This is a genomic window from Streptomyces sp. NPDC058052, assembly GCF_042885515.1.
Classification (GTDB): domain Bacteria; phylum Actinomycetota; class Actinomycetes; order Streptomycetales; family Streptomycetaceae; genus Streptomyces.
On sequence record NZ_JBHVRX010000002.1, the window covers coordinates 1 to 21,833 of the forward strand.

Genomic DNA, 21,833 nt, shown 5'->3' on the forward strand with positions numbered 1-21,833 from the left:
CTGGGAACGGCGTGACGACATCCACGAAGCCTTCCTGGGCCTCGCGGCCTGCCTGATCACCCACCGTCATGTCCAACGCCTTTGTTAGGACCTCTTAGCCCCGGATGGCCACCGCACCGAAGCCCACCGCGATCTTGTCCCCGGGCCCAACGGATACTGCTGCCCCTACTGCCGTCACCCCGTGCACCTCAAGCGCGGACGCGTCAAGGTCGCGCACTTCGCTCACGCTGCCGGCGCCGACTGTCCAGCCGCATCCGAGCCGGAATCATCGGAACACCTGGCTGCCAAGGCGCTCCTCGCCGCAGAGTTCCGTGCGCTCGGTTACGACGTCATCCTCGAACGCCCCCACCCTCAGCACCGTCGTCGAGTCGACGTCGCCGTCCGCATCCCGGGTCGGGCAGGGCCGGTTCAGATAGCCGTCGAAGTCCAGGCGTCAGCGATCAACACCAAGGAGATCATCCGGCGCGAGCGTGCCGACCGTGCCGCCGGATACCTGTCGACCCTGTGGTGCTTCACCCGCTCTCGCGCCCCAGAACTGCTGACCCTCCGCCCCGACATCGAGGTCCGCGTCCCCGAAGAGATCAGGTTCATACATCGCACGCACACCACCGACGTCGCACTGCTGGACGTCAACGCCCGCACGCTGTGGCTCGCGCATCTCGCCGGGACGTGGCGCGACGGCAACAGCTGGTTCGACAGCTCCGGCAATGAGCAGTCCAGCCGCGGGCGACGGCCACGCACAATCCGCACCGTGGAACGGACACCGGCGACGTTCGCCCTTCGCCCCGTGTGGGTTACCCCGCCAAAGCAGACCCCTCGATGGGTCGCTGCGTTTAGAAGCCGTTGTCTCTCCGAGAGTGACGGGTGTGTTTCCGCTGGTCAGGTGTAGGTGCGGTGTTTCGGCGGCAGGGACGAGGTGTGGTGTCGTCTCTTTGGTGGAGGTGCCGGGATGCCGTCGGTGATGGGGTTGCTGGAGGAGCGTGAACGTGCTGCTCGGCAGCGGATGGAGGCTCTCCAGGCCGAGCTGCGGAGGCCGAAGCCGTGTGGGAGCGGTTCGTGATCGCTCGTGAGACGGTGGGCGAGGTGCTGGCAGAGCCGCGCGAGGGCGAGGACGTGTCGCTGGTCACGGCGGCCGGCGAACAGCCGGTGCAGGCCGCGGCGGCGGTGCCCGGTTCGATGGTGCCTCACTGGCACGAAGGGCTCGCCCCGACAGTTCTCGCGCCGGACTATCAGCGGATCATGGACGTCCTGTCCGGCGGTAGCAGGACGGGCGGGGAGGCAATGGACTGCCGGCAGCTCGCGGCGGCCATCGGTCTGGAGCCGGTGCCGGCGAAGGCCGAAGGGGTCCGGTCGAAAGCGAAGCGCCTGGCCGCGCGGGGCTGGCTGGCGGAGGAACGTCCGGGGTTGTTCAGCCTGCCGACCGGGCGAGCCGGTGGCTCATGACCAGGCTCATCGACCACCGGATCACCGCCTCCGAGGTGTCGGTGCGCGTCTCGTAGTCACGAGCCAGCCGGCGTGCATGCATCAGCCACGCGAACGTGCGCTCCACCAGCCACCTTTTCGGCAGTACGGTGAAACCGCTGGTGTCGTCGCTGCGTCTGACCACGGTCAGCGCGATGCGCAGGGCATCGCGGGCGAAGTCGACCAGGCGCCCGGTGTAGCCACCGTCGGCCCACGCCTGCGTGACGCGCCAGTGTCGCTCGCGCAGCCGGGCCAACAGCGCCCACCCCGCGTCCCGGTCGGTGACCGAGGCCCCGGGTCACCATCACGGCCAGCAGCAGTCCGAGGGTGTCCACCACGATGTGCCGCTTACGGCCGTTGACCTTCTTCCCGCCGTAGAACCCCCTGGTCGCGGCATGGACCGATGCAGCTGCCCTAACCGACTGCGCGTCGATGACGGTGGCCGTCGGCTCCCCGTCCCGGCCGAGGCCGTGCGGACCCGTTCCCGCAGCCGGTCGTGGAACTAGGCGGTCAGGCCCTTGTCGCGCCAGCGCTGGAAGAAGGCGTAGACGCGGTCCCTACAAGGCGGGGAAGTCCGCGGGCATCGCCCGCCAGCTGATGCCGCCCGCGACCAGGTAGCGCACCGCGTCGACCATCTGCCGGTGGCAGTAGCTCTCCGGCTGTCCGCCGCGGCCCTCCAGCCAGCCGGGAACCGGCATCGCCTCGCGTACGACGGCCCACTCCGCATCGCTCATGTCGGACGGATACCTCGGGCGCCTGTGCGGCCGGTCCCCGGCGTTCCCGAACCGGTGAGCGAGACAATCACACGTCGGAGCGGCCGAGTTGGACGGCAGCGATGCCGAGACGGAAAACTGCAGCACCAGGGGCCTCCTGTTGCTCGGTTGGATTCGACACCCACGAGCTGTGCGGGAGGCCCCGCTCTCATGCCCGAGCAGTCAGAAGATCACCCGACCGAGTCGACAACCTCGAAGTCACGCCCACCAAGATCGATAGAGCAACGGCTTCTGACACCACACCAGCCGGAGCGGCAGTCCCGCGTCGGGACCCGGTGGGCGTCACCACGTACGGGCGAGCAGCGGGCTCAGCCCGACGTCTCTTCGGCGGTGGCTGTCTGAGGTGTGAGGCAAGATGCTCTTACGCGGCATTTCGAGGCTGCCGCGTTCGTTCAGTCAAGGGGGCAGTGGTGTCCGGTGGCGGGGCTACGCAGGCGTTCGACTGGTTCAGCATCCGTTCATGGGCCGGCAGTCAGGACCGTGCCTTCGAGGAGCTGTGCTTTCAGCTGCGGGATGCTGTCCAGCCTGGGTGGCGGACGGTCAAGACCGCTGCACCCGACGGGGGCGTGGAGTGGTACGAAAAGGCCACCGATGGGCGTTGCCACGGCCATCAGGTCAAATTCGTTCATGACGTCCAGCGGCTATTGCCCCTCGCTACCGAGAGCATCGCAGCGGTGGGCCGTAACCGAGGGGTGCGGAACGTCGTCCGACTGACGTTCTGGGTCCCCTTCGACCTGCCTGACCCGGCTCACAAGGTCAAGGGCAGGCCAGTACGGGGGGCTAGACAGCGCTGGAACGACGAGGTCGCCAAGTGGAAGCGCGAGTTGCCTGGCGTTGCGGACATCGACATCGATCTGATCGACGGTGGCCACCTGCTGGAGCGCTTGTTGGAACCGGGCAATGAAGGGCGTCAGTGGTTCTTCTTCGAGCAGCGTGCGCTGGGCCTGGAGTGGCTGCGTGAGCGACAGCGAGTCGCTGAGGATATCGCCCACGACCGCTACACCCCCCAGCGTCATGTGGCGCTGCCGATCGCGTCAGTCATTGACGGCTGCGCCTTGTCGTCGACGTTCCGTGCGCGCTTGGAAGCGTGTGCACAGGATCTGGTGGACGCCATGCCTGGAGTGCCCTCCCTGGCTCGAGTCCTACCTGCCGGACTGAACGAAGCGGGCAGAGCCCCGTTCAACGAGCTGTACGCGCAGATGTCCGACGGGGTTGCCAAGGCCACCGAAGGTGCGGTTGAACTGCTCTCGGTGGCGCGTGAGGCTGGGCCGAGGTGGATGCCGGCCTCGAACTTGGCAGATGCAGCTGCGCAGGTAGCCCGTCTTCTGTCAAAGGCTCAGGAGGCGGGCCAGCGGATGCAAGATGTGTCCAACGAGGCAGCACATTCGGCGACCCGTGACGAGAAAGAGGCAGGCCCCCGAGGCTGGTCGCGAGAAGACACATCACGCATCGGCGGAGCGCGCCGGCGTGCGGAGAAGCTGCGGACGTTCTGTCTCAGCGACGCGGCCCGAGCAGCTGAAGCTGGGCGCTGGGTTCTGCTGGGCGAGGCGGGACAGGGCAAGACCCATCTTCTGGTAGATGCCACCCGCCGTGCGCTGGAGCAGGGCCGTCCCTCGCTGACGATCTTCGCTGAACAGTTGTCGGCTGTGGACCCTTTGACGCAGATTGCCCAGCAGTTGGGGCTCGGGGCGCTTCCACACGAGGTCCTACTGCAGGCGATGGATGCTGCGGGCGCGGCAAGCGACGCACGCTTCACGCTGTTTATCGATGCGCTCAACGACTCTGACGCTCCTGGAGGCTGGCGTGTGACGCTGCCGGTGCTCGCAGCCGAGATGGAACGGTACGAGCACGTGGCTCTGGTGGTCTCATGCCGGTCGTCGTTGGCTCGGGCTGTTCTCCCGGACGATCTGAAGGGAAGAGGGTTTCCCGTCACCGAGCATCCGGGGTTCACGGGCCATGAGGTCGAGGCGCTGGAGGCGTACCTGCGCGAAGCTCCTTCAGCGTTGCCGCGTACGCCGTTGCTGACTCCTGCGTTCTCCAACCCTCTGTTCGTCAAGCTGTACAGCGACACCGTGCTGTCCATGCCTGAAGGAAGACGTCACACCGCCACGACGACACTACATCGGAGTGCGGTGTTCGATGCGTTCGTAGACAGGCGCGCGCGACAGATCAGTGGGCGGTTGTCTCTGGACCCGGCCGAACGTTCCGTACATCAGGCGGTACAGGAGCTGGCCGCATTCATGGCAGCAAAAGGGCGGGAAGTGGTCTCGCACGCTGAGGCACGGACGGTGGTGGATTCCTTTGCACCCGGGCGGACGTCGTGGCCGGACACCATGCTGGGACAGCTAGTAGCCCATGGGGTGCTGGCCACCGACCGCTATATGCACAGCAGCGGCACTTTGGAGGCCGGCATCGGCTTCGCCTACCAGGCGTTCAGTGACGACCGTATTGTCCGCGCCATGCTCGATCAGCACAGCGAGGATCTAGAGCTGGCGAAGGCATCGGGTGTCTTGCAGGCCGGATCGGCATTGAGGGCATGGCTGGCCGACGCCTCGGGCAACCTCATCGACGCCGCCACCGTCCTCCTGCCCGAGGTCACTGGCCATGAACTGATCGACCTGCTTGCTCTTGGGGATGAGACAAACGAAGAGGGACGTCCTCGCAGCCATGACTACACGCTCTATCGAAGCGTGGTCCACACACTCGGGCTACGGAAGGGTGACCATGTCACCCAGCGGACGGTGGACCTGCTCAACGAAGCGGCCGACAAATGGGAGATGGACCAAGAGGTCCTGGAGGCAGTACTAACGGTTGCCACCCAGCCCGGCCACCGCCTCAACGCCGACCAGCTACATCGCAACCTGCTCAGCCACTCCCCCGCCGACCGGGACGCCTGGTGGGGCATCGACACCTACTCGATGCTGAACGAGACCTCGGCCCTGCACCGGTTGCTGCGCTGGGCCGAGCAGCTTCCCACCCCGGACCGCGTCCGCCCTCGACCGGCCCCCGCCACCACGTGGGTGCGGCGGCCGGGGGCCTTCATGGCTGCCACAGGTTCAACGCAGGAGCCACCCGAGGAAGTCGCGCGGCTCGCCGCCGTCACCCTGGTGTGGACGTTCACCTCCCCCAACCGCTTTCTGCGCGACCGCGCCACCAAGGCAGTCGTCCAGCTCCTCCTGGGATATCCCGATGTGCTGGTCGGGCTGCTCGACCAGTTCCTCGACCAGGACGCCGCGTTGGTGGACGACCCCTACCTCTTCGAAAGGCTCGTCCTGGCCGCCTACGGCGTTCTGGCCCGAACCGATGCATCGCGCACTCAGCCCGAACTGCTGGCCCGCGTTGCACGCCGGGTCCTCGGCAGTGTCTACGGTAATACAGCTGGGGCGGCTCACGCCTCGCGCAGCGCCCTGCTGTGCGATGCCGCCACCCGAATCGTCAGAATGGCACATCGAACAGGGGGTGTCAGTGACGAGGAAGAAGCACGAAGCCACCATCCCCATGCATGCCCGGAGGTGGGGGAAGCACCGGACGAGAACACCCTTGATGCCCGCTACCCCATTCGCGGTGAGGCCGGGGAGCGGCTATGGGCGAGCCTCAGGTCTTCTTTCTCGGGACTGGCGGACTTCACCAACTACGAGGTTCGCCCCGCAGTCGACCATTTCAGCGATCTACCTCTCACCACTCCCCGTCCTCCGCAGCCCGAGTCCGCACCGCTTGTACACGAGGCTGTTGCCCTGTTCCGGGACAGCTTGCCTGAAACCGTCCGAGACGTCCTGGCATCGGACGAGAGCATCAGAGCGCTCCTGAAGAACAGCTGGCGGCAGCAGCAAGTCCTCAACGAGGGGCAGCAGCAATTGCTCACCGCGTGTGCGCCAGAGCCGACCCGCGAACAGCTACTTGCCGCAGCCACTGTCGACAAGGAGTGGGCCAGCCGCTGGATCCTCGACAACGCCGCCCGCCGCGGCTGGAGCCCTGAGAGATTCGGTGCCATCGACGACATCTACGGTCAGGGCCGCGGCGGACGGGAAGGCCACAAGGCAGAACGCTTCGGAAAGAAATACTCCTGGCTGGGCCTGCATGAACTGGTCGAACGCCTCGCCAACCATCGACACATGAAACACGGACCGACCCGCCAGTTCACCCACTATCCAGGCGCTGCGGCACTGTACCTGACCGACATCGATCCCACGCTCCCGCCGGCCCCCCATCCCCTGTCCGAACCGGTCGACGCCGTCCCGGCACCCGACGCGGACACCCGTCACGACACCTTCCGCCCGACTGTCCTCGACAGTCAGTGGAACCCGCCCGCTCCCTCACTGCCCGAACGTGACCGACTCAAAGAGTGGATTGAAAGCACCGAACAGCTGCCAGACCTCGCACAACTGGGCAGCCGCACCCTGGACGGAGCCGCCTGGGTCGTACTCAACGAGTACGTCTCCGATCACGCCGCCGGGAAAGACTGGACCGGCCAGGCGGAACAGTGGCACATCGTGCACAGCTGGCTCGTCGAGGACGCCCAGCACGAACAGGTCATGGAGTTCCTGAGTTCGCGCAGTCTCATGGGCCGCTGGATGCCGGAACCCCCCGCCTGGCGTGCCGTCTACCTGGGCGAGCTTCCCCTGCTCGAACACGACGCGGATGACGACAACACGCTCTCCCACCCCGACTACGCAATCGGCGACGCCGAACCACCCGCCGCACCCAACGGCGGCCCCGCTACGAGCGGCGACAGCAGCTCTCCCGCAGTTGTCGATCCCAGCAATCTGGATGACGAGGAGATTTTCGACCTTCTGGAGCAGTTCAAGGGCCGCCGCACGAAGACAGCCCTCACTGACGAGGACCGGCTTGCCAATCTGCACAAGCTGACTGCCCAGTGGTCCAAACCTCTACCGGTCCGCGCGTCCCCAGAAGGGTTCGCCCGCACCACCGACGGCTCCCCCCTCAGGGCCTATCCAGCCTTCCAGGAGTACTCATGGAGCAGCAGCGGTCACGACTGCTCCATGGAAGCCCCTGCCGGCTTGCCCCTCCCCTGCACTCGGCTCATGAACGGAGCCGGTCTACACCGCGACCCCGACAACGGCAACTGGCATACCTCCGAAGGCCAACTGGTCGTGAAGGCCCTGCGAGGCATCAGGCCCACCGGAACGATCAACACACTCCTGGTCCGGCGGGACTGGCTCACCCAGCGTCTCGAGCAACTACAGATGCGGATTGTGCTGGGCATGTTTGGCGAACGTCAGCCCCGCAGCAGTGACCACCTGCGCACCTGGCGCGAGTACAGCCAGACCGCGCTCCTTACCCTAGATACAGGCGGGCTCGCCGCGTCCCGGCTCCTCACACAGGTTCGGCGGAACCCGGGACGCTGACTCCCGCATACGGCCGCTGCCCGGGGTGTGCCATGAACCAAGCGCAGAAGCATCGGGCCAGCTTGACCAAGGGCCACGGTACGCGACCAGCCGCGACAGGCCCAGGCGGCGGCCTCGGTGCGCGGGCAGCGGACGGCTGCCCCCTTCCGAGCCGTGGCACTTCGAGACCACCACCGTGCACGCGGCCGACGAGGAGATGCGAAACCTCACCGCCGAGCTCCACACGCTTCTCACGGGCACGGTCGAGTAGCTGGAGCGCGGGAGCTTAGTTTTTCGTGTAAGCCCTGGCGACTTTCTCTCTCGTGGCGCGTTGGATCGAGGCATGCGCTGTGGCGACCTGTCGGCCCGCCCCTCGCTTGCGTGCCAACTCGCCGCCACTGATGAGGATCCCGGAAGACGGCCAGGGCTACTCACGGTTCCTCACTACGTCATGCCTTCAACTGAGTGGGGAGTCTCAGCGAGCATGGCGCGCCTCGTGTCCAGGAAGTCGAAGTGGTACCCGCTCTCCGGGACGATGACCGCCACCTGTTCTGCGGCCCGGGTGAGGCTGGATTCCCGAGCCGCGAGCTCGCCACCGGCCTCCACGCCGCTGAGGGCAAGCGCCCAGCCGGTCCGGAGAAACCGGGTGCCGGGCGGCCCGGCCTACCGGAAGAATCATCGACTATGCCGCAGTCTGTCCCCGCGTCCGGCGTCCCGGACTCCCAGTACATCCGGCGCATCCAGCGCCACTCGCAGAGCTCGCTCGTGGAACTCATCGCTTCCACGAGCGCCCAGCTCCCGAACCCTCGTGACCTGCGAACTACCGAAGGGCTCGGCGTGTACGGCCCCTGGGCCCTCGCCGACGCTGCCTGGATCTCCCTCGCCCTCGGCCAGGAGCTCAACCGCGCCCCGGCGAAGCCACGCGACCTGGGGCAGATCCTCGGCTTCTACCTTGCCCTGGACGACCCCTTCTACCAGGAGTCGCCGGAGGAGAAGTTGACGCGCCTGCTTCTGCGGGTGGCCGGCCAGCAGTTCACCTGGCAGGTGGACGAGTACTCCGAGCTGAGCCGCGCCGTCACCCTCCTCACCCAGACCAGCACCCCGGAGCCCCTCAAGGTGATCGACCCCGGCTGGGCACAGGACGTACTCGGGTGCTCGGTGCCCGACTACGTCGGCCTCGCCCGCTACGTCTGGGCGACCGCCACGGGCCACCCGGTCCCGGAGTTCAAGGGTCGCTTCATCCCGGACATGATGCTCGCCCCGGCGGACTACTCAGGCTTCTCCACACTGCGATCCGCCGCCGATGCGACCGCGGTCCTGGAGCGCCACTTCGTAACCGACGCCTCCAGGCTCCGGGCGGCCTACCCGGCTTCCCCGGACCCGCTGTTGCGCCGCTACGGCCACAACCCCCTGCGGACGACCCCGCTGGTCGCCGGGTTCGGCGAGGGCTACCTGGTCCCGGTGCCGGCCGCCGTCCTGTCCAAGGCGAGCGTGCTCGGCCTCTACTACACCGGCGGCGAGGAGAACCTCACGTCGCGCGGCAAGGCGTTCACCAACGACCTCGGGACGCTCTTCGAGGCGTACGTCGGGCGCCAGCTGGACCTGCTCGACAACACGACAGTCCACCCTGAGATCAAGTGGCAGGGTGAGAAGAAGGGAGAGGGCGGCAAGTCCGTCGACTGGATCGTCGTCTTCCCCGACCTGGTGCTGCTGGTCGAGGTCAAGTCCGCCCGGCCGAACGCAGACCTTCGCCTTGGCGCGGAGAACTATGCCGAGAAGCTGGCCCGGACGCCCGGCGAGGCGTTCCCCCAGATCGAGAGGACCGACCGGCTCATCGCCGAGGGCAACCCCGCGTTCGCGCAGATCCCGGCCCACCTGCCGCGGCGGGGCATGGTGATCACGATGGAACCGTTCCACCTGCTCAACACCGCAGAGCTTCGCGCCGGGATCCAGCGCACCCCAAACCCGGTGACGGGCAAGACAATCCCTATCACCACGGCCTCGATCTTCGAGCTGGAGCACGCCGTCACCATCACCGACACCAGCTTGTCCCAGCTGCTGCTCAACAACCCGCCGAACGGCGCCCTGACGCTGCTCCAGCTGCTCGCGGGGCACGAGTTTCTGGAGCACAATCCGATCCTGGAGAAGGGCTGGACCGCCATCCCCTTCCCAGGTCATCCGCAGTCCTGACGCGATGCGGCAAGCGGAACGGTCACGGCCCGTCTCTGGGCGGCGGACCTCTCTATGAGTACGGCGGAGGGCCCGCACCCTGGAGTGCGGGCCCTCCGCCAAGGTCGTTCCGCCCAGTCCACCTGCCAGAGGTTCAGTGTGTGGGGGCGGAACGACCCTCCGCCGAGCCAGCGGCAGTGGGCGGGCCGCACTGGCCAGTCAAGGGCGCATGCAGCAGGCCGGCTATCGGGCACGGCCCCTTCCGGCCGCAGTCCAGTGCGATGCGGGTGGGGAATCGCGTGCGTAGGTCTGGGGAGCACCTGAGTGCGGGGTGGGGAAACCAAGGATCCTCATCACTGCCACGGGCCATGGCCAGAGGTCCTCTCCGTGCCGACCAAGATCCGGGCCATACGCGGACCAGCCGCTTGCAGCTTGGCCGGATAGTGGCCGTTTCCGCTGGTCAGCGGCCACGCGAGGCGTGTACCACCAGCACACGAAGAACCTGCTGGTGAGCTACTCGCCGAAGAAGCTGGGCTTCTTCTAGCGGCACGGAAGAAGGTGCCTGACCTGGGGTTTTCCCCGGGTCAGGTGCCTTCTTGGAGCGCTCAAGCCTTTCCATGGGGGATGCGTCTAAATACCCCTCTTCTCGCAGTTCACCCCACCCCCGTCCCAGTCCTGACCAGCAGTTCCGGGCCATACACGGGCCAGATCGCGGCTCAGCCCTTGGCGCTGCTGCCCTCGCTGCGCCGACCCCACACCTGCATCGACTCCTCGATGAGCCGGTTGGAATGCTCCTGCAGACCGTCCAGGAACTTGGCGTAGCGCCGACGAAGGCGTCCGGGGAGTGGGCAGCCTGGGCAACGCCGAGCCGCACCCCACCGGCCCGTACCGACGCCGGCCGGTGCACCACCCGCTCCGTCTCGGTGCCGACCGGGGTCCCCGCCGCGCAAACGGAAGGGGACTCCGTTTCCCCGTGAGACGCGGGCGGCCCCGCCCGCGATGGACGCCGCGGGCAGGTACGGACCCCCGCGCGGCGGCGCCCGCGGGCATCCGGCCAGGCACGATCACCCGCGGGAGCAGCGGCCAGTGCCCGCAGGGACGTGCCGGCGGGCGACCGCAGCGCGGCCCGCCGCTCACACGCTCGCGCCCGTTCCGGAATTTCCGGCCGGGCGGTGCGGCACGGCAGCACCAGGCACCTGTCACCGCGCATTGGCGGGGCCTTTTCTTGATCGAAAACGCCATTCCAGGGACGGTATTGTGCCACGAGAATCCCTTCGCTACGATCGCAACCCTCACCGGCCGTAAGTCCGCTCATTGCAGGGGGCGATGTGGGTGCGTCAGCGTCAGAATTACTTCCCGAGCGGGATTCTTGATGGGCGAGGTCGAGGGGAAATCCGCGTCTTCCGGCCCTGAATTAGCAGAAGACGAGCGATTACTGAAAGACTCGCTTTCTTCTCCTTTCCGAAGACGGGATTTCTCGCTCTTCTGGGCGGCGGGCGCCATCGACGGTCTCGGGACCTGTGCGTCGTCGCTCTTCCTTCCGCTGATCCTGCTGGGCGCCGGATACTCGTCCGGGCTCGCCGGCCTCGTCGCCTCGGTGGCCCTGGTCAGCGGGCTCGTCGTCTCGCCGATCGCGGGCGTGTTCGCCGACCGGTTGCCGCGCAAGCCGATGATGTACACGGCGGCCCTGGTCGCCGCAGGCGCCACGGGCACGGTGTTCGTGACGGTGGCACTCGGCCATGTCGTCCTCGTCCACATCCTCGTCGCGGCCGTCGTCGAGCAGGCGGCGAGCGCCACCTACGGGGCGGCCGCCTCGGGGACGATCCGGCGGCTCGTGCCTCCCGAGGAGTACCCCCGGGCGATCGGGTACCTCCAGGCGCGGGACCAGGCGGTGCAGATCGTCGGGCCGACGCTGGGCGGTGTGCTCTACCAGATGGCGCGGTGGGTGCCGCTGCTCGCGGACGCCGTGTCGTTCCTGCTGGTGGCCGTGCTGAGCCGGGCGATCCGCGCGGACCTGACGCCCGAGCGGGAGGGGCCCGCGGCATCCTTCAACCGTGAGCTCGCCGAGGGCCTGCGCTTCGTGTGGGCGGAGCCGTTCCTGCGCTTCGTGGTCGTGTGGACGGCCGGGATCAACGCCCTGCTGGGAGCGCTGTATTTCCACGCGGTCTTCGCCTCGCACGCCGAGGGCGCGAGCCCTTCCTCGATCGGTCTCATCCTCACCCTCGCGGGCGTCGGCGGGCTTCTGGGCGCGCTCGCCGCACCGTGGCTGGTGCGGCGGGTGCCGGCCACCCGGATCGTCACGGGCGCCTCGTGGGCCATGGTGCCGACGGCGGCCGGGCTCGCCTTCGCCTCCCAGACCTGGGCCTACGGGCTGCTGCTGTGCGGGGTGTCGCTGATCGTGCCGTCGGTGGCGGTCGTGCTCCAGACCCGGGCGGTGCTGGTGACCCCCGACCGTCTGCTGGCCCGGATGGGCACGGTGCTGGGCACCGCAGGACAGGGCGTCGCCGTGCTCGCCCCGGTGCTGGCCGGGGTGCTGGTGGCTGCGTACGGGGGCCGCTCGGTGGCGCTGGGCTGCGCCGGCGCGTTCGCCGGGCTGGCCCTGTACGCGACGGCCAGGTCCGCACTCGTCGTCCGGGAGGCGCCGTGACACCGCCCGCGCCGAGAACAGCGACCCGCACCTACGGCGTCTACCGCCCGGTGCTGCCGGTGACCAGCCCCCGCAACCCGGACCGGATGGTGTACACGGGGGACGCCGACGGCCGGTGCGAGATCTTCACCTGGGACCGGTCCAGCGGCAGCGGACGGCAGTTGACGGACCGTCCGCACGGCACGCTGCTGTGCGACATCGACGGCGACGAGGCCGTGTGGTGGTTCGACGAGGACCGCGGCGGCAGCGGCGCCTGGCGCACCCAGGACTTCGACGGCGGCCCGGACCGCACGGCGCTGGCCGGGGTGCCGGCCGGGCGGCCCGCCGGGCTGGCACTGACGGAACGCGGCACGGTGGCCGTCGGGATCCGCGGAGCCGAGGGATTCAGCGTGCACCTGGGGCGACGCGGCGGCAGGGGCACCCCCGTCCTGCGCACGACGGACTCCGCCACCCTGTGCGATCTGGCGCCGGACGGCGGACTGCTGGCGGTGTCCGGGCCCGCGCACTCCGCCCGAGCCGTGACGCTGCTGACCCCGGACGGTGCCACCGCCGCGGTGCTCTCCGGCACCGCGGAACGCACCTGGGCGCTCGGTTTCGCGCCCGCTGCCGCGTCCGCCTCCGGCCTCGGCGGTACGTCCGGCCGCACGCTGCTACTGGTCATGCGCGAACGGGCCGGGCGCTACCACCTGGGGGTCTGGACCCCGGGCGGCGGACTGGAGCTGCTGCCCTGGTGCTCCTTCGACACCGAGACGACCGCCCGCTGGTACCCCGGCCCGGGGAGTGCGCGGGTCCTGCTGCGGCAGGACCGGCACGGCCGCAGCAGGCTGTTCACCGCCGACTTGGACCGCGACGAGCTGACTCGGGTGCCCACCCCCGAGGGCAGCATCCTGGCCGCGTCGCCCGCCGCCGACGGCGACGTGCACCTCATCTGGACCGACGCGGTGAACGTGCCCCGCGCGATGTCCCTGTCGGGTGCGTCGCTGCCGGGGCAGAGCGAGTGGCGCCTCCCCCGGTTCGGCCACCGCCGGGACCTGTGGACCCCGGGGCCCGACGGGCCCGTGCACACCTTCGTCACCACGCCCTCGGACCGCCCCGCGCCGCACCCGCTGGTGCTGCTCGTGCACGGCGGCCCGGCCGACCACGACCGCGACGCCTACGACCCGATGGTGCAGGCCCTCGTCGGCTCGGGGTACGCCGTGGCCCGCGTCAACTACCGGGGTTCGACCGGCTACGGGCCGCGCTGGCGCTCCGCCTGGTCCGAGGGCGTCGGCCACACGCAGGTCGCCGACCTGGTGCGGGCCCGCGCCGACCTGCTGGACCGGGGCGTCGGCCGAGCCGGCGCCGTGGGCCTGTGCGGCACCTCGTGGGGCGGCTATCTGACGCTGCTGGCCATGGGCACCCGCCCCGACCTGTGGGACGTCGGGGTGGCCGTCAAGCCGCTCGCCGACTGCGCCACCGCCTTCCGGCACTCCACGCCCGCCCTCCAGGCGCTGGACACCTCGCTGTTCGGCGGCACTCCGGACGAGGTGCCCGACGCCTACGCGCACGCCTCCCCGTCCTCGTACGCCGCCGCGATCCGCTCCCCGCTGCTGGTCGTCGCCGCGCGGCGGGACGCCAAGTGTCCGCCGGAGCAGATCGAGGCGTACCTGGCCGTGCTGCGCGCGGGCGGTGTCCCCCACGAGGTGATGTGGCTGGACTCGGGCCACGACGGCTACGACGGAGCCGAGCACCTGGCCGTCATACGGCGGTCCCTCCAGTTTCTCGGCGGCGGGCTGCCTTCCGCGCCCGATCAGGCCGAGCCGCCCCCACCCCCGGAGAGGAGGTGAACATCATGCAGAAGGACATCATCCACGGCGACCCGCTCGACGGCGACGAGGAGAGCCGCAAGCCCGGCGTCGGCGTCGTCGTCTACCTCCGCTCCGCGGAGGAGATGGAGGACGAGGACAAGTAGCGGCCAGGGACTTTCGTCCGGATCAGGGCACGCGAGCCCGCCAGGATCCGCACGCGAGGCCCCAGGGGCCGGTCCGCATCCGTGCGCGGCCGGCCCCCACCCGGCCGGAATACCGGCCGGCGTCCGGTCACGGAGGTCGTCGGGCGCCCTGCCCGGCGCCCGACGAATTTCCGGCCGATGCCCGACCGACACGTCATTCCGTGCACTGATCACATGAGAAGAGGCGAGCCGTGCGCGTACTCCTGGTGAACATGCCCTGGGCCCCGATCGATCTCCCGTCGCTGGCTCTCGGAATTCTCAAGCGCAGTGTCGACGAGCGCGTGCCAAACGCCACGGCGGACGTTCTGCACGCGAATATTGAATACGTGGACTGGATCACCAAGAACACGGAATTCACTTTGGAGGACTACTCCTACTACGCGCTCGGCTCCTATTTCCTGGGATGCGGCGACTGGGTCTTCTCCTCCGCGCTCTACGACGATCCCGAATGGCGTGTACCCGAGTTCACCGAGGCGATGGCCAACCGGGTGCGCGGGGCCCGCATGGAGATGACGCAGGCACTGCACGTCACCGCGCCGGACTTCGTCCGGCACATCGCGGAACGCATCGTGGAACTCGCCCCGGACGTCGTCGGGTTCACCTCGACGTTCCAGCAGAACACCGCGGCCCTGGCGGCCGCCAAGTACGTCAAGCGGCTCGCCCCGCACATCGTGACGGCCATGGGCGGCGCCAACTGCGACGGCAAGCAGGGCGAGGCCGTCCACCGCAACTTCCCCTTCGTCGACCATGTGCTGCGCGGCGAGGGCGAGGTGTCGTTCCCCGCCCTGGTCAGAGCCCTGGACGCCGGCGAGCCGCTGTCGGAGATCCCCGGGCTGTGCTGGCGCGACACGGACGGCACCTCCGTGGTGAACGCCATGAACACCAAGCCGCTGCCGCCCGCCGCCATCCTGCCGCCGGACTACGCCGGGTACTTCGAGCGGCTCGCCTCCTCCCACGCCCGGAACTGGGTCGAGCCGAAGCTGGTCGTCGAGGGCGCGCGGGGCTGCTGGTGGGGCGAGAAGCACCACTGCACCTTCTGCGGGCTGAACGGCTCGTTCATGGAGTTCCGCAGCAAGAGCCCCGACGTGTTCTACGACGAGATCATGGAACTGGCGCGCAGGCACCGGGTCCTGGACATGTACGTCGTGGACAACATCCTGGACATGGGGTACGTGAAGTCGGTGCTGCCCCGCATCATCGACAGCGGGTACGACCTGCGGATGCACATCGAGATCAAGTCCAACATGCGGCGGGGACAGCTCCAGACCCTGGCGGACGCGGGGCTGATCTTCGTCCAGCCGGGCATCGAGAGTCTCAACAGCCGGGTGCTGACCCTGATGGACAAGGGTGTGACCGGCGGCCAGAACGTGCGGATGCTCCGCGACGCGGCCACCGTCGGCCTCTCGGTCGCCTGGAACTACCTGCACGGCTTCCCGGGCGAGGACACCGAGGACTACGACGACGTGGTGGACCAGCTCGCCGCGCTGGAGCACCTGAACCCGCCCGTGGGCCCCTCCTCCCGGATCGCGATCGAGCGGTTCAGCCCGTACTTCAACGACCCCGGCCTCGGCTTCTCCGAGCTGCGCCCCGCCGAGCCGTACCGGCTCACCTACGACCTCCCCGACGCCGAGATGTTCGACCTGGCGTACGTCTTCGACGTACCGCCCCGGGGAATCGGCGAGGACGTCGTCGCCCGGCTCGACGAGGGCATCGGGCACTGGAGGCGGAACTACGCCGGCAGCCGCCTCACCCACTGCGACCTGGAGGACCGTATCGTCCTGGTCAGCAGGCGACGGGCCTTCGACTGGACGCGCCTGGAACTGACCGACCCGGGCGAACTGGCCCTGTTCCGGCTGCTCGACCAGCCGCACACGGTGAAGGCGGCCGCGCGCAAGCTGGAGGCGGACCACCACTTCGGCGAGGCCGCCCTGCTGGGGGTCCTCAAGCGGTGGCGGGAGCTCGGCATCGTGTTCGAGGACAGCGGGCAGTTCGTGCAGATCGCGCCGCCGGCCCTGAACGAGGAGTTCCTGCGGATCGACTTCATGCGGCACACCGCCGCCCGCGAGGCGGAACTCGCCCCGACGACCGTCTGACAACCGCGCGACCGCCCGACCGAGGGACGACGATGACTCCTGTTCTCACCGGCACCGCCCCCTTCACCGTGACCGCCTCACGGGACTACGACCCCGAGGTGGGCACCCTGCCCGCCATGTCCCTGGGCCGCTTCGAGATCGACATGTCCGGCGGCGAGGCCGCCCGGCGGCTGTTCGCCGCCGGGGCCCGGCACGTCACCCTGCCCCGCCCCGTGGACCTGACGGACACCGCCGACGCGGCCTGGACGGTCAGGGCGCTGAGCTTCGTGGGTGACCTCTCCAGCCTGGCCGTCTCGGTCGACTGGCAGATCCACACCGGCTCCGACCCGGACGCCTGGCGCCACTTCGGGCACCTCCACCCCCCGACCGCCGTCCTCGGCACCGCGGACCCGGTGGCGACGGCGCTCGCCTGGCGCACCACGTACTACATCTGCAAGTGCGTCTTCCGGTACGGCCCCGGGTTCATCCAGGTCCGCGACCGGCGCTACGGCGAGCTGCGCCGCTTCACCATCGACGAACCGGAGTACCACGAGGCCGTGGCGGCCCTCACCGACGGCGCGACCGTCGACGCGATCGGGCGTCCGATCCTGGACGACCTCATGGCGGAGACCCTCGTCCTGCGCTTCGGCGACCACCTCTGGTGGGCGCCGTACCGGGTGCGCCGCTGGTCGGAGGCACCGCTCGTGATCTGAGCCGGTGATCGCCGAGGCCCCGCGGAGAGGCGTCCCGCGGGGCCTCGGGCATGTCCGCTCCCGGGTCAAGCGGGGATGTTCCGTCGTGCATGTCGGTGACGGGGGTGTCGGCGGCGTGGTCCGGCGCGAGCGAAGGTTCCTCGACGGGAACGTCCCTCGCCAGATGGTGCAGAGGTACCGCCCCTCCGGATCGAGTTCGTCCCCCCAGGGGTAGCGCTTCTGCTCCAGGCCGCCGCGGGCCGCGTACTCCCACTCGGCCTCCGTGGGCAGGCGCTTGCCCGCCCAGCGGCAGTACGCCTGAGCGTCGTTCCACGAGACATGGACCACGGGATGGTCCCACCGGCCCGCCGTGGTGGCCCCCGGCCCTTCGGGCCGGTCCCAGCGCGCTCCGGCGACACCACACCACCACGGAGTGCGGGCCGGGCGAGGCGCTCTTCGACGCAGGACGGCGGGCAGGAAGCCCGCGAAGACGTAGGACCAGCCGATGCGTTCCGCGTCAGTGACGTATCCAGTGGCATCGACGAAGCAGGCGAACTGCTCGTTGGTGACCGCGCAGATGTCGATGCGGAAGGGCGCCAGAATCACCCGGCGTACCGGCCCCTCGCCGTCACCGGGGAAGCCCTCGGAGTCTTCGGCGCCCATGAGGAACTCGCCGCCGGTCAGCGCCACCATTCCCTCTGCCGACCGGCTGCCGCCGAAGGCCACGGGCACGGGTTCGGCGGTCCGGACGGCGGCCGGATTCCCCCTGGCCGTGCAGCAGCTACCGGGCAGCTGGGTAGGGGTGTCCATGACGAGCATTCTTCCGTGTCATGAACGGCCGAATCCAGTCCTGGGACCGTCGTGCCGCAACTCCCTGCGCTACACCGTGAGGGCAGTTGATGAGCCGTCAGTAAAGTCAGCGATGGGTCAGCGATGGGTCAGCATATGGGGCGGTTGGCCTGGTCCCCTACACCGTCGAAGACCGGGTCGGCTCTGGGAGTCGACCCGGTCTAGTGAAGGTGCGCGGTGTACAACCGGGACCTGGATGCCTCGGGTGTCGGCCGCACCTCGGAGATCCACACCGGCACCGTCCACGGTTTCACCCCTGCCCGACACCGACGCCGACGCCTTCAGCGTCCGGACCGAAGCGCCACTGGAATCGCCTGCTTCCGCTCCTGCGCCGCATCAGGCCCTGACCAGGCGAGACGGACTGCTCCGACTGGCGCTCCCCGGTGGTGGACGTCCTGGGGACGGCTGACGCTGGCACGGCGGTGGCCGCCGCCCGACGAACGGGACGCGCGGAGCCGCGCCGCATCGTCGTCGGGTCTCGGCGCGGCCGAGGTCCTCAGAAGGACGGGACCGCATGGCGGAACAAGACATCGGAGCAGGCTGCCTGGCGTTCGCTCGTGGGAGCGGCATGCTCGTACGGAAGCGGAGGCAACGGTCCCGCGCACCACGACCCGCCCGGCGGTCGCCCGCCAGGATGATGATCGTCGCGGCCGGTCTGGCGCTCCTGGGCGCGGTCGGCACGGCACCGAGCGGTGCCGTGTCGCCTCCCCCCGTCGAACCCCGTCCGGGGGGTCCGGCACGGTTCGTCCCCGGTCCCTGCCCGGCCACGCCCGACCCGGTTCCCGGACACTGCGGAACCCTGGAGGTGCCCGAGAACCGGACCCGCCGCGGCGGACGGACCATCAAGCTCACGGTCGCCATCGTTCCGGCCGCGTCGACGACTCCGGCGCAGGACCCGGTGGTGTTCATGGAGGGAGGCCCCGGCGGCGAGGCGATCAGCGCCATCCCCTTCCTGATCGACTCCGGCCTGAACCGGGACCGCGACCTGATCGTCATGACCCAGCGCGGCGCGCTCCACTCGCAGCCGAACCTCGCCTGCCCGGAGATGGACCGGTTCAACGCGAAGGCCGTCGGACTGCCCTACGACGCCCCCTCGACCGGGCGGCTCCTGGTGCGCGCCGCGAAGGAGTGCCGGGACCGCCTCACGGCCGACGGAATCCGGCTGAGCGACTACAACACCACTGAGAACGCCGCGGACTTCGCCGACCTGCGCAAGGCGCTCGGCATCAGGAAGTGGAACGTCTACGGATACTCCTACGGCACCGACCTGGCCCTCACCTACCTGCGCCGGCACCCCGAGGGGATCCGCTCGGTGGCGATCGACTCGGTCGTGCCGCCGCAGATCGTGAGCCTGCCCTGGGCCTGGGACAGCGCGCAGGAGGGAATTCACGCGATCTTCGCGGCATGCGAGGCCCAGCCGGCCTGCAAGAACCGCTACCCGGACCTCTCCCGCACACTGACCGAGCAGGTCCGGCGCCTTGAGGCGAACCCCCTGAGGCTGACGGTGCAGCCGCCCGGAGGGGGCGGCCCGGTGAAGGTCGTCCTCGACGGCGGCACGCTGATCAACCTGCTGGTCGCCGACGGCGCCGCCCTGCCGTCCGTCGACGTCCCCGCTGCACTCGACGAACTCGCCCACGGAGACCCCCAGCGCTTCGCCCAGGCCCAGGCGGCCGGCGCGACGCCCGCCATCGGCGAATTCGCCCACGGTCTGACGCACTCGGTGGCGTGCGGCGAATGGGCGCCGGGCTTCACGAAGGCCGACCTCCTGGAGGCCGGGCGCCGGGCGTTTCCCGGCTGGCCGGACACGGTCCTGGCCCACGCGCCGCAACTCCCCTTCGAGTACGACCTGTGCCGCGTCTGGAACGTCCCGGACCGCACCGCGATCCAGCGGGTGACCACCTCCAGCAAGGTGCCGACCCTGATCATCTCCGGGACCTTCGACGCGAAAACGGGGGCGAGCTGGGGACCGTACACCGGTCGTACGCTGCCCCGCTCGACCGCCGTACAGATCCCCGGGATCGGCCACTTCGTGGTCCCGCAGTCGCCCTGCGCGCAGCGCGTCCTGGCGTCCTTCCTCACCCGTCCGACCGCGCCCGACACCGGCTGCGTGGCAGGACTCACGCCGGCACCCTTCACCCTCACCCCCGAACTGGAGACCCGATGACGTCCCCCACCCCACCCCGACGCGGGCGCCCCTCGCGCCGGCTCCCGGCCGCGCTGGCCGGAGCCACGGCCGGCGCCCTCGTCCTCGGCCTCGCCGCGCTCCCCGCCCGGGCCGAGTCCGGCACCGGGGCGCCGCTCGGCACGGTTGCCCGGACTGCGGGCGGCGGCCACTTCGAGCCGGGCCCGTGCCCGAGGACGGCGGACCCGATCCCCGATCTGGCGCGCGCCCGCTGCGGAACGCTCACCGTGCCCGAGAACCGTTCCCGGCGCCACGGGCGAAAGATCACCCTCGCGGTCGCGATCATCCCCGCGGTCGGCAAGAGACCGGCGTCCGACCCGATCGTGTGGCTCGCCGGCGGGCCGGGGGACGACGCGGTGTCCGAGATCCCGATGGCGGTCGCCGGCGGCCTGAACCGCGACCGCGACGTGATCTTCATGTCCCAGCGCGGAACCTACTCGGCCGACCCGGAGATCACCTGCCCGAACATCGACGCGTTCAACGCGCGCGCCCTCGGCCTCGTCTCCAACGCGCCGTCCACCGGGCGCCTGCACGTCGAGGCGACCAGGGAGTGCCGCGACCGGGTGGCGAGCCAGGGCGCCGACCGCAGTGCCTACAACGACATCGAAAGCTCGGCCGACTACGACACCCTGCGCAAGGCTCTGGGCGTCAGGCAGTGGAACGTCTTCGGCATCTCCTACGGCACCCACCTGGCGCTCAACTACATGCGCCTGCACCCGAAGGGCATCCGCTCGGTCGGCATCGACGGCGTCCTGCCGCCGTCCCTGGCCGGCGGGGCGGTGACCTGGAAGGCCGCGCGCGAGGGCTTCGACGGCCTGTTCAAAGCCTGCGAGGAGCAGCCCGCCTGCCACACCCGCTACCCGGATCTGAAGGGCACCTTCCTCCGCCTCGTCAGCGAGCTGGAGGCCCGACCGGTCACCACCACCGTGACGGTCCCGGGCCACCCGGAACCGGTGAGGGTCGTGCTCGACGGCAGCAACCTGGTCACCTGGCTGACCTCGGCCACGCACGTGGCGGCCGGAGTGCCCCGCTCCCTCGACGAACTGGCCCACGGCAACCCGCAGCGGATCGCCGAGCAGCTCGCGGGCGGCAAGTACAGTCCGCAGGCCATGGGACGGACCGCGCACGGGCTCGTCTACGGCATCTTCTGCAGCCAGTGGACCCCGTACGAGAGCCGGGAGGACATCGTCCGGGGCGGACGCCGCGCGTTCCCGACGTTCCCCCGCTCGATGCTGGCCAACGCCCCGCAGCTGGCCTGGCTGCACGACGACTGCCGTGCCTGGGACGTTCCCGCGGCACCGCCCTCGATCCGGGACGTGACCCGCAGCGACATCCCGACCCTGCTCCTCTCCGGCGGGTTCGACGCCCAGACCGCGCCGAGCAGCGGGGCGTACGCCGCCCGGACGCTGAGCCGGTCCGTCGCCGTGACGGTTCCGTACGTCGCGCACGTGGTCTTCGCCGACTCGACGTGCGCGCAGACGATGACCGTCTCGTTCTTCGACCGTCCGGACGCGCCGGACACGCGTTGCCTCGCGGGGCTCCAGCCGCCCGCGTTCGAGATCGCTCCGTAGACCGTCCCAGGCGGGTGGCATGACCAGGCCCTTGCGACGGGTCGTGGGGTACCGGGCTCCGATGATCATGGACGCCGCCGGC

At 69.6% G+C, this 21,833-nt stretch carries 11 protein-coding genes and 3 pseudogenes; 10 read left to right on the forward strand and 4 right to left on the reverse strand.

Translation table 11 applies throughout. The features are described 5' to 3' along the window. Positions 1-163: 163 nt before the first annotated feature. Positions 164-889 (forward strand): annotated as a pseudogene (locus ACFVU3_RS02620) (competence protein CoiA); the annotation flags it as partial. Between the two features lie 167 nt (positions 890-1,056). After that, complete coding sequence (locus ACFVU3_RS02625; RefSeq protein WP_390063025.1) at positions 1,057-1,443, forward strand: hypothetical protein; 387 nt, start codon at positions 1,057-1,059, stop codon at positions 1,441-1,443. On the opposite strand, the gene ACFVU3_RS02630 is transcribed toward ACFVU3_RS02625, so the two are convergent. From ACFVU3_RS02630 to ACFVU3_RS02640, 3 genes and pseudogenes are all read right to left on the reverse strand, one after another. Beyond that, positions 1,409-1,717, reverse strand: coding sequence for a transposase (locus ACFVU3_RS02630; protein WP_390063027.1), 309 nt, complete (start codon positions 1,715-1,717; stop codon positions 1,409-1,411). The genes ACFVU3_RS02625 and ACFVU3_RS02630 overlap by 35 nt on opposite strands. Before the next feature lie 94 nt (positions 1,718-1,811). Beyond that, positions 1,812-1,991, reverse strand: a pseudogene (locus ACFVU3_RS02635) (hypothetical protein); the annotation flags it as partial. A 27-nt stretch (positions 1,992-2,018) separates the two neighbouring features. Beyond that, positions 2,019-2,195 carry a transposase gene (locus ACFVU3_RS02640; protein ID WP_390063029.1) on the reverse strand — a complete coding sequence of 59 codons (177 nt, stop codon included), beginning with the start codon at positions 2,193-2,195 and terminating at the stop codon, positions 2,019-2,021. A 449-nt stretch (positions 2,196-2,644) separates the two neighbouring features. On the opposite strand from ACFVU3_RS02640, the gene ACFVU3_RS02645 reads away from it, so the two are divergent. From ACFVU3_RS02645 to ACFVU3_RS02670, 6 genes are all read left to right on the forward strand, one after another. Continuing rightward, complete coding sequence (locus tag ACFVU3_RS02645; protein WP_390063031.1) at positions 2,645-7,600, forward strand: hypothetical protein; 4,956 nt, start codon at positions 2,645-2,647, stop codon at positions 7,598-7,600. Positions 7,601-8,263: 663 nt separating this feature from the next. Beyond that, on the forward strand, positions 8,264-9,769 hold the full coding sequence (locus tag ACFVU3_RS02650; RefSeq protein ID WP_390063032.1) for a hypothetical protein: 1,506 nt from the start codon (positions 8,264-8,266) through the stop codon (positions 9,767-9,769). Between the two features lie 1,351 nt (positions 9,770-11,120). Continuing rightward, the gene (locus ACFVU3_RS02655; RefSeq protein WP_390063034.1) at positions 11,121-12,395 is read left to right on the forward strand and encodes an MFS transporter; all 1,275 of its coding nucleotides are present in this window, start codon (positions 11,121-11,123) and stop codon (positions 12,393-12,395) included. Then, positions 12,392-14,221 (forward strand): prolyl oligopeptidase family serine peptidase, encoded by a 1,830-nt coding sequence (locus tag ACFVU3_RS02660; protein WP_390063035.1) that lies wholly within the window; start codon positions 12,392-12,394, stop codon positions 14,219-14,221. Before ACFVU3_RS02655 ends, ACFVU3_RS02660 begins: the two co-directional genes overlap by 4 nt. 355 nt (positions 14,222-14,576) lie before the next feature. Continuing rightward, on the forward strand, positions 14,577-16,478 hold the full coding sequence (locus ACFVU3_RS02665; protein WP_386469954.1) for a RiPP maturation radical SAM C-methyltransferase: 1,902 nt from the start codon (positions 14,577-14,579) through the stop codon (positions 16,476-16,478). 32 nt (positions 16,479-16,510) lie between these two features. Further along, the gene (locus ACFVU3_RS02670) at positions 16,511-17,170 is read left to right on the forward strand and encodes a DUF5825 family protein (RefSeq protein WP_329858561.1); all 660 of its coding nucleotides are present in this window, start codon (positions 16,511-16,513) and stop codon (positions 17,168-17,170) included. 135 nt (positions 17,171-17,305) lie between these two features. Here the strand turns inward: ACFVU3_RS02670 and ACFVU3_RS02675 are convergent. Then, positions 17,306-17,842: pseudogene (locus ACFVU3_RS02675) on the reverse strand (SUMF1/EgtB/PvdO family nonheme iron enzyme); the annotation flags it as partial. A 961-nt stretch (positions 17,843-18,803) separates the two neighbouring features. Between ACFVU3_RS02675 and ACFVU3_RS02680 the strand changes: the two are divergent. Both ACFVU3_RS02680 and ACFVU3_RS02685 read left to right on the forward strand, forming a co-directional pair. Next, positions 18,804-20,162, forward strand: a complete 1,359-nt coding sequence (locus ACFVU3_RS02680) for an alpha/beta fold hydrolase (protein WP_390063037.1) — start codon at positions 18,804-18,806, stop codon at positions 20,160-20,162. Beyond that, positions 20,159-21,751 carry an alpha/beta fold hydrolase gene (locus ACFVU3_RS02685; protein WP_390063039.1) on the forward strand — a complete coding sequence of 531 codons (1,593 nt, stop codon included), beginning with the start codon at positions 20,159-20,161 and terminating at the stop codon, positions 21,749-21,751. The genes ACFVU3_RS02680 and ACFVU3_RS02685 overlap by 4 nt, the downstream gene beginning before the upstream one ends. Positions 21,752-21,833: the final 82 nt, after the last annotated feature.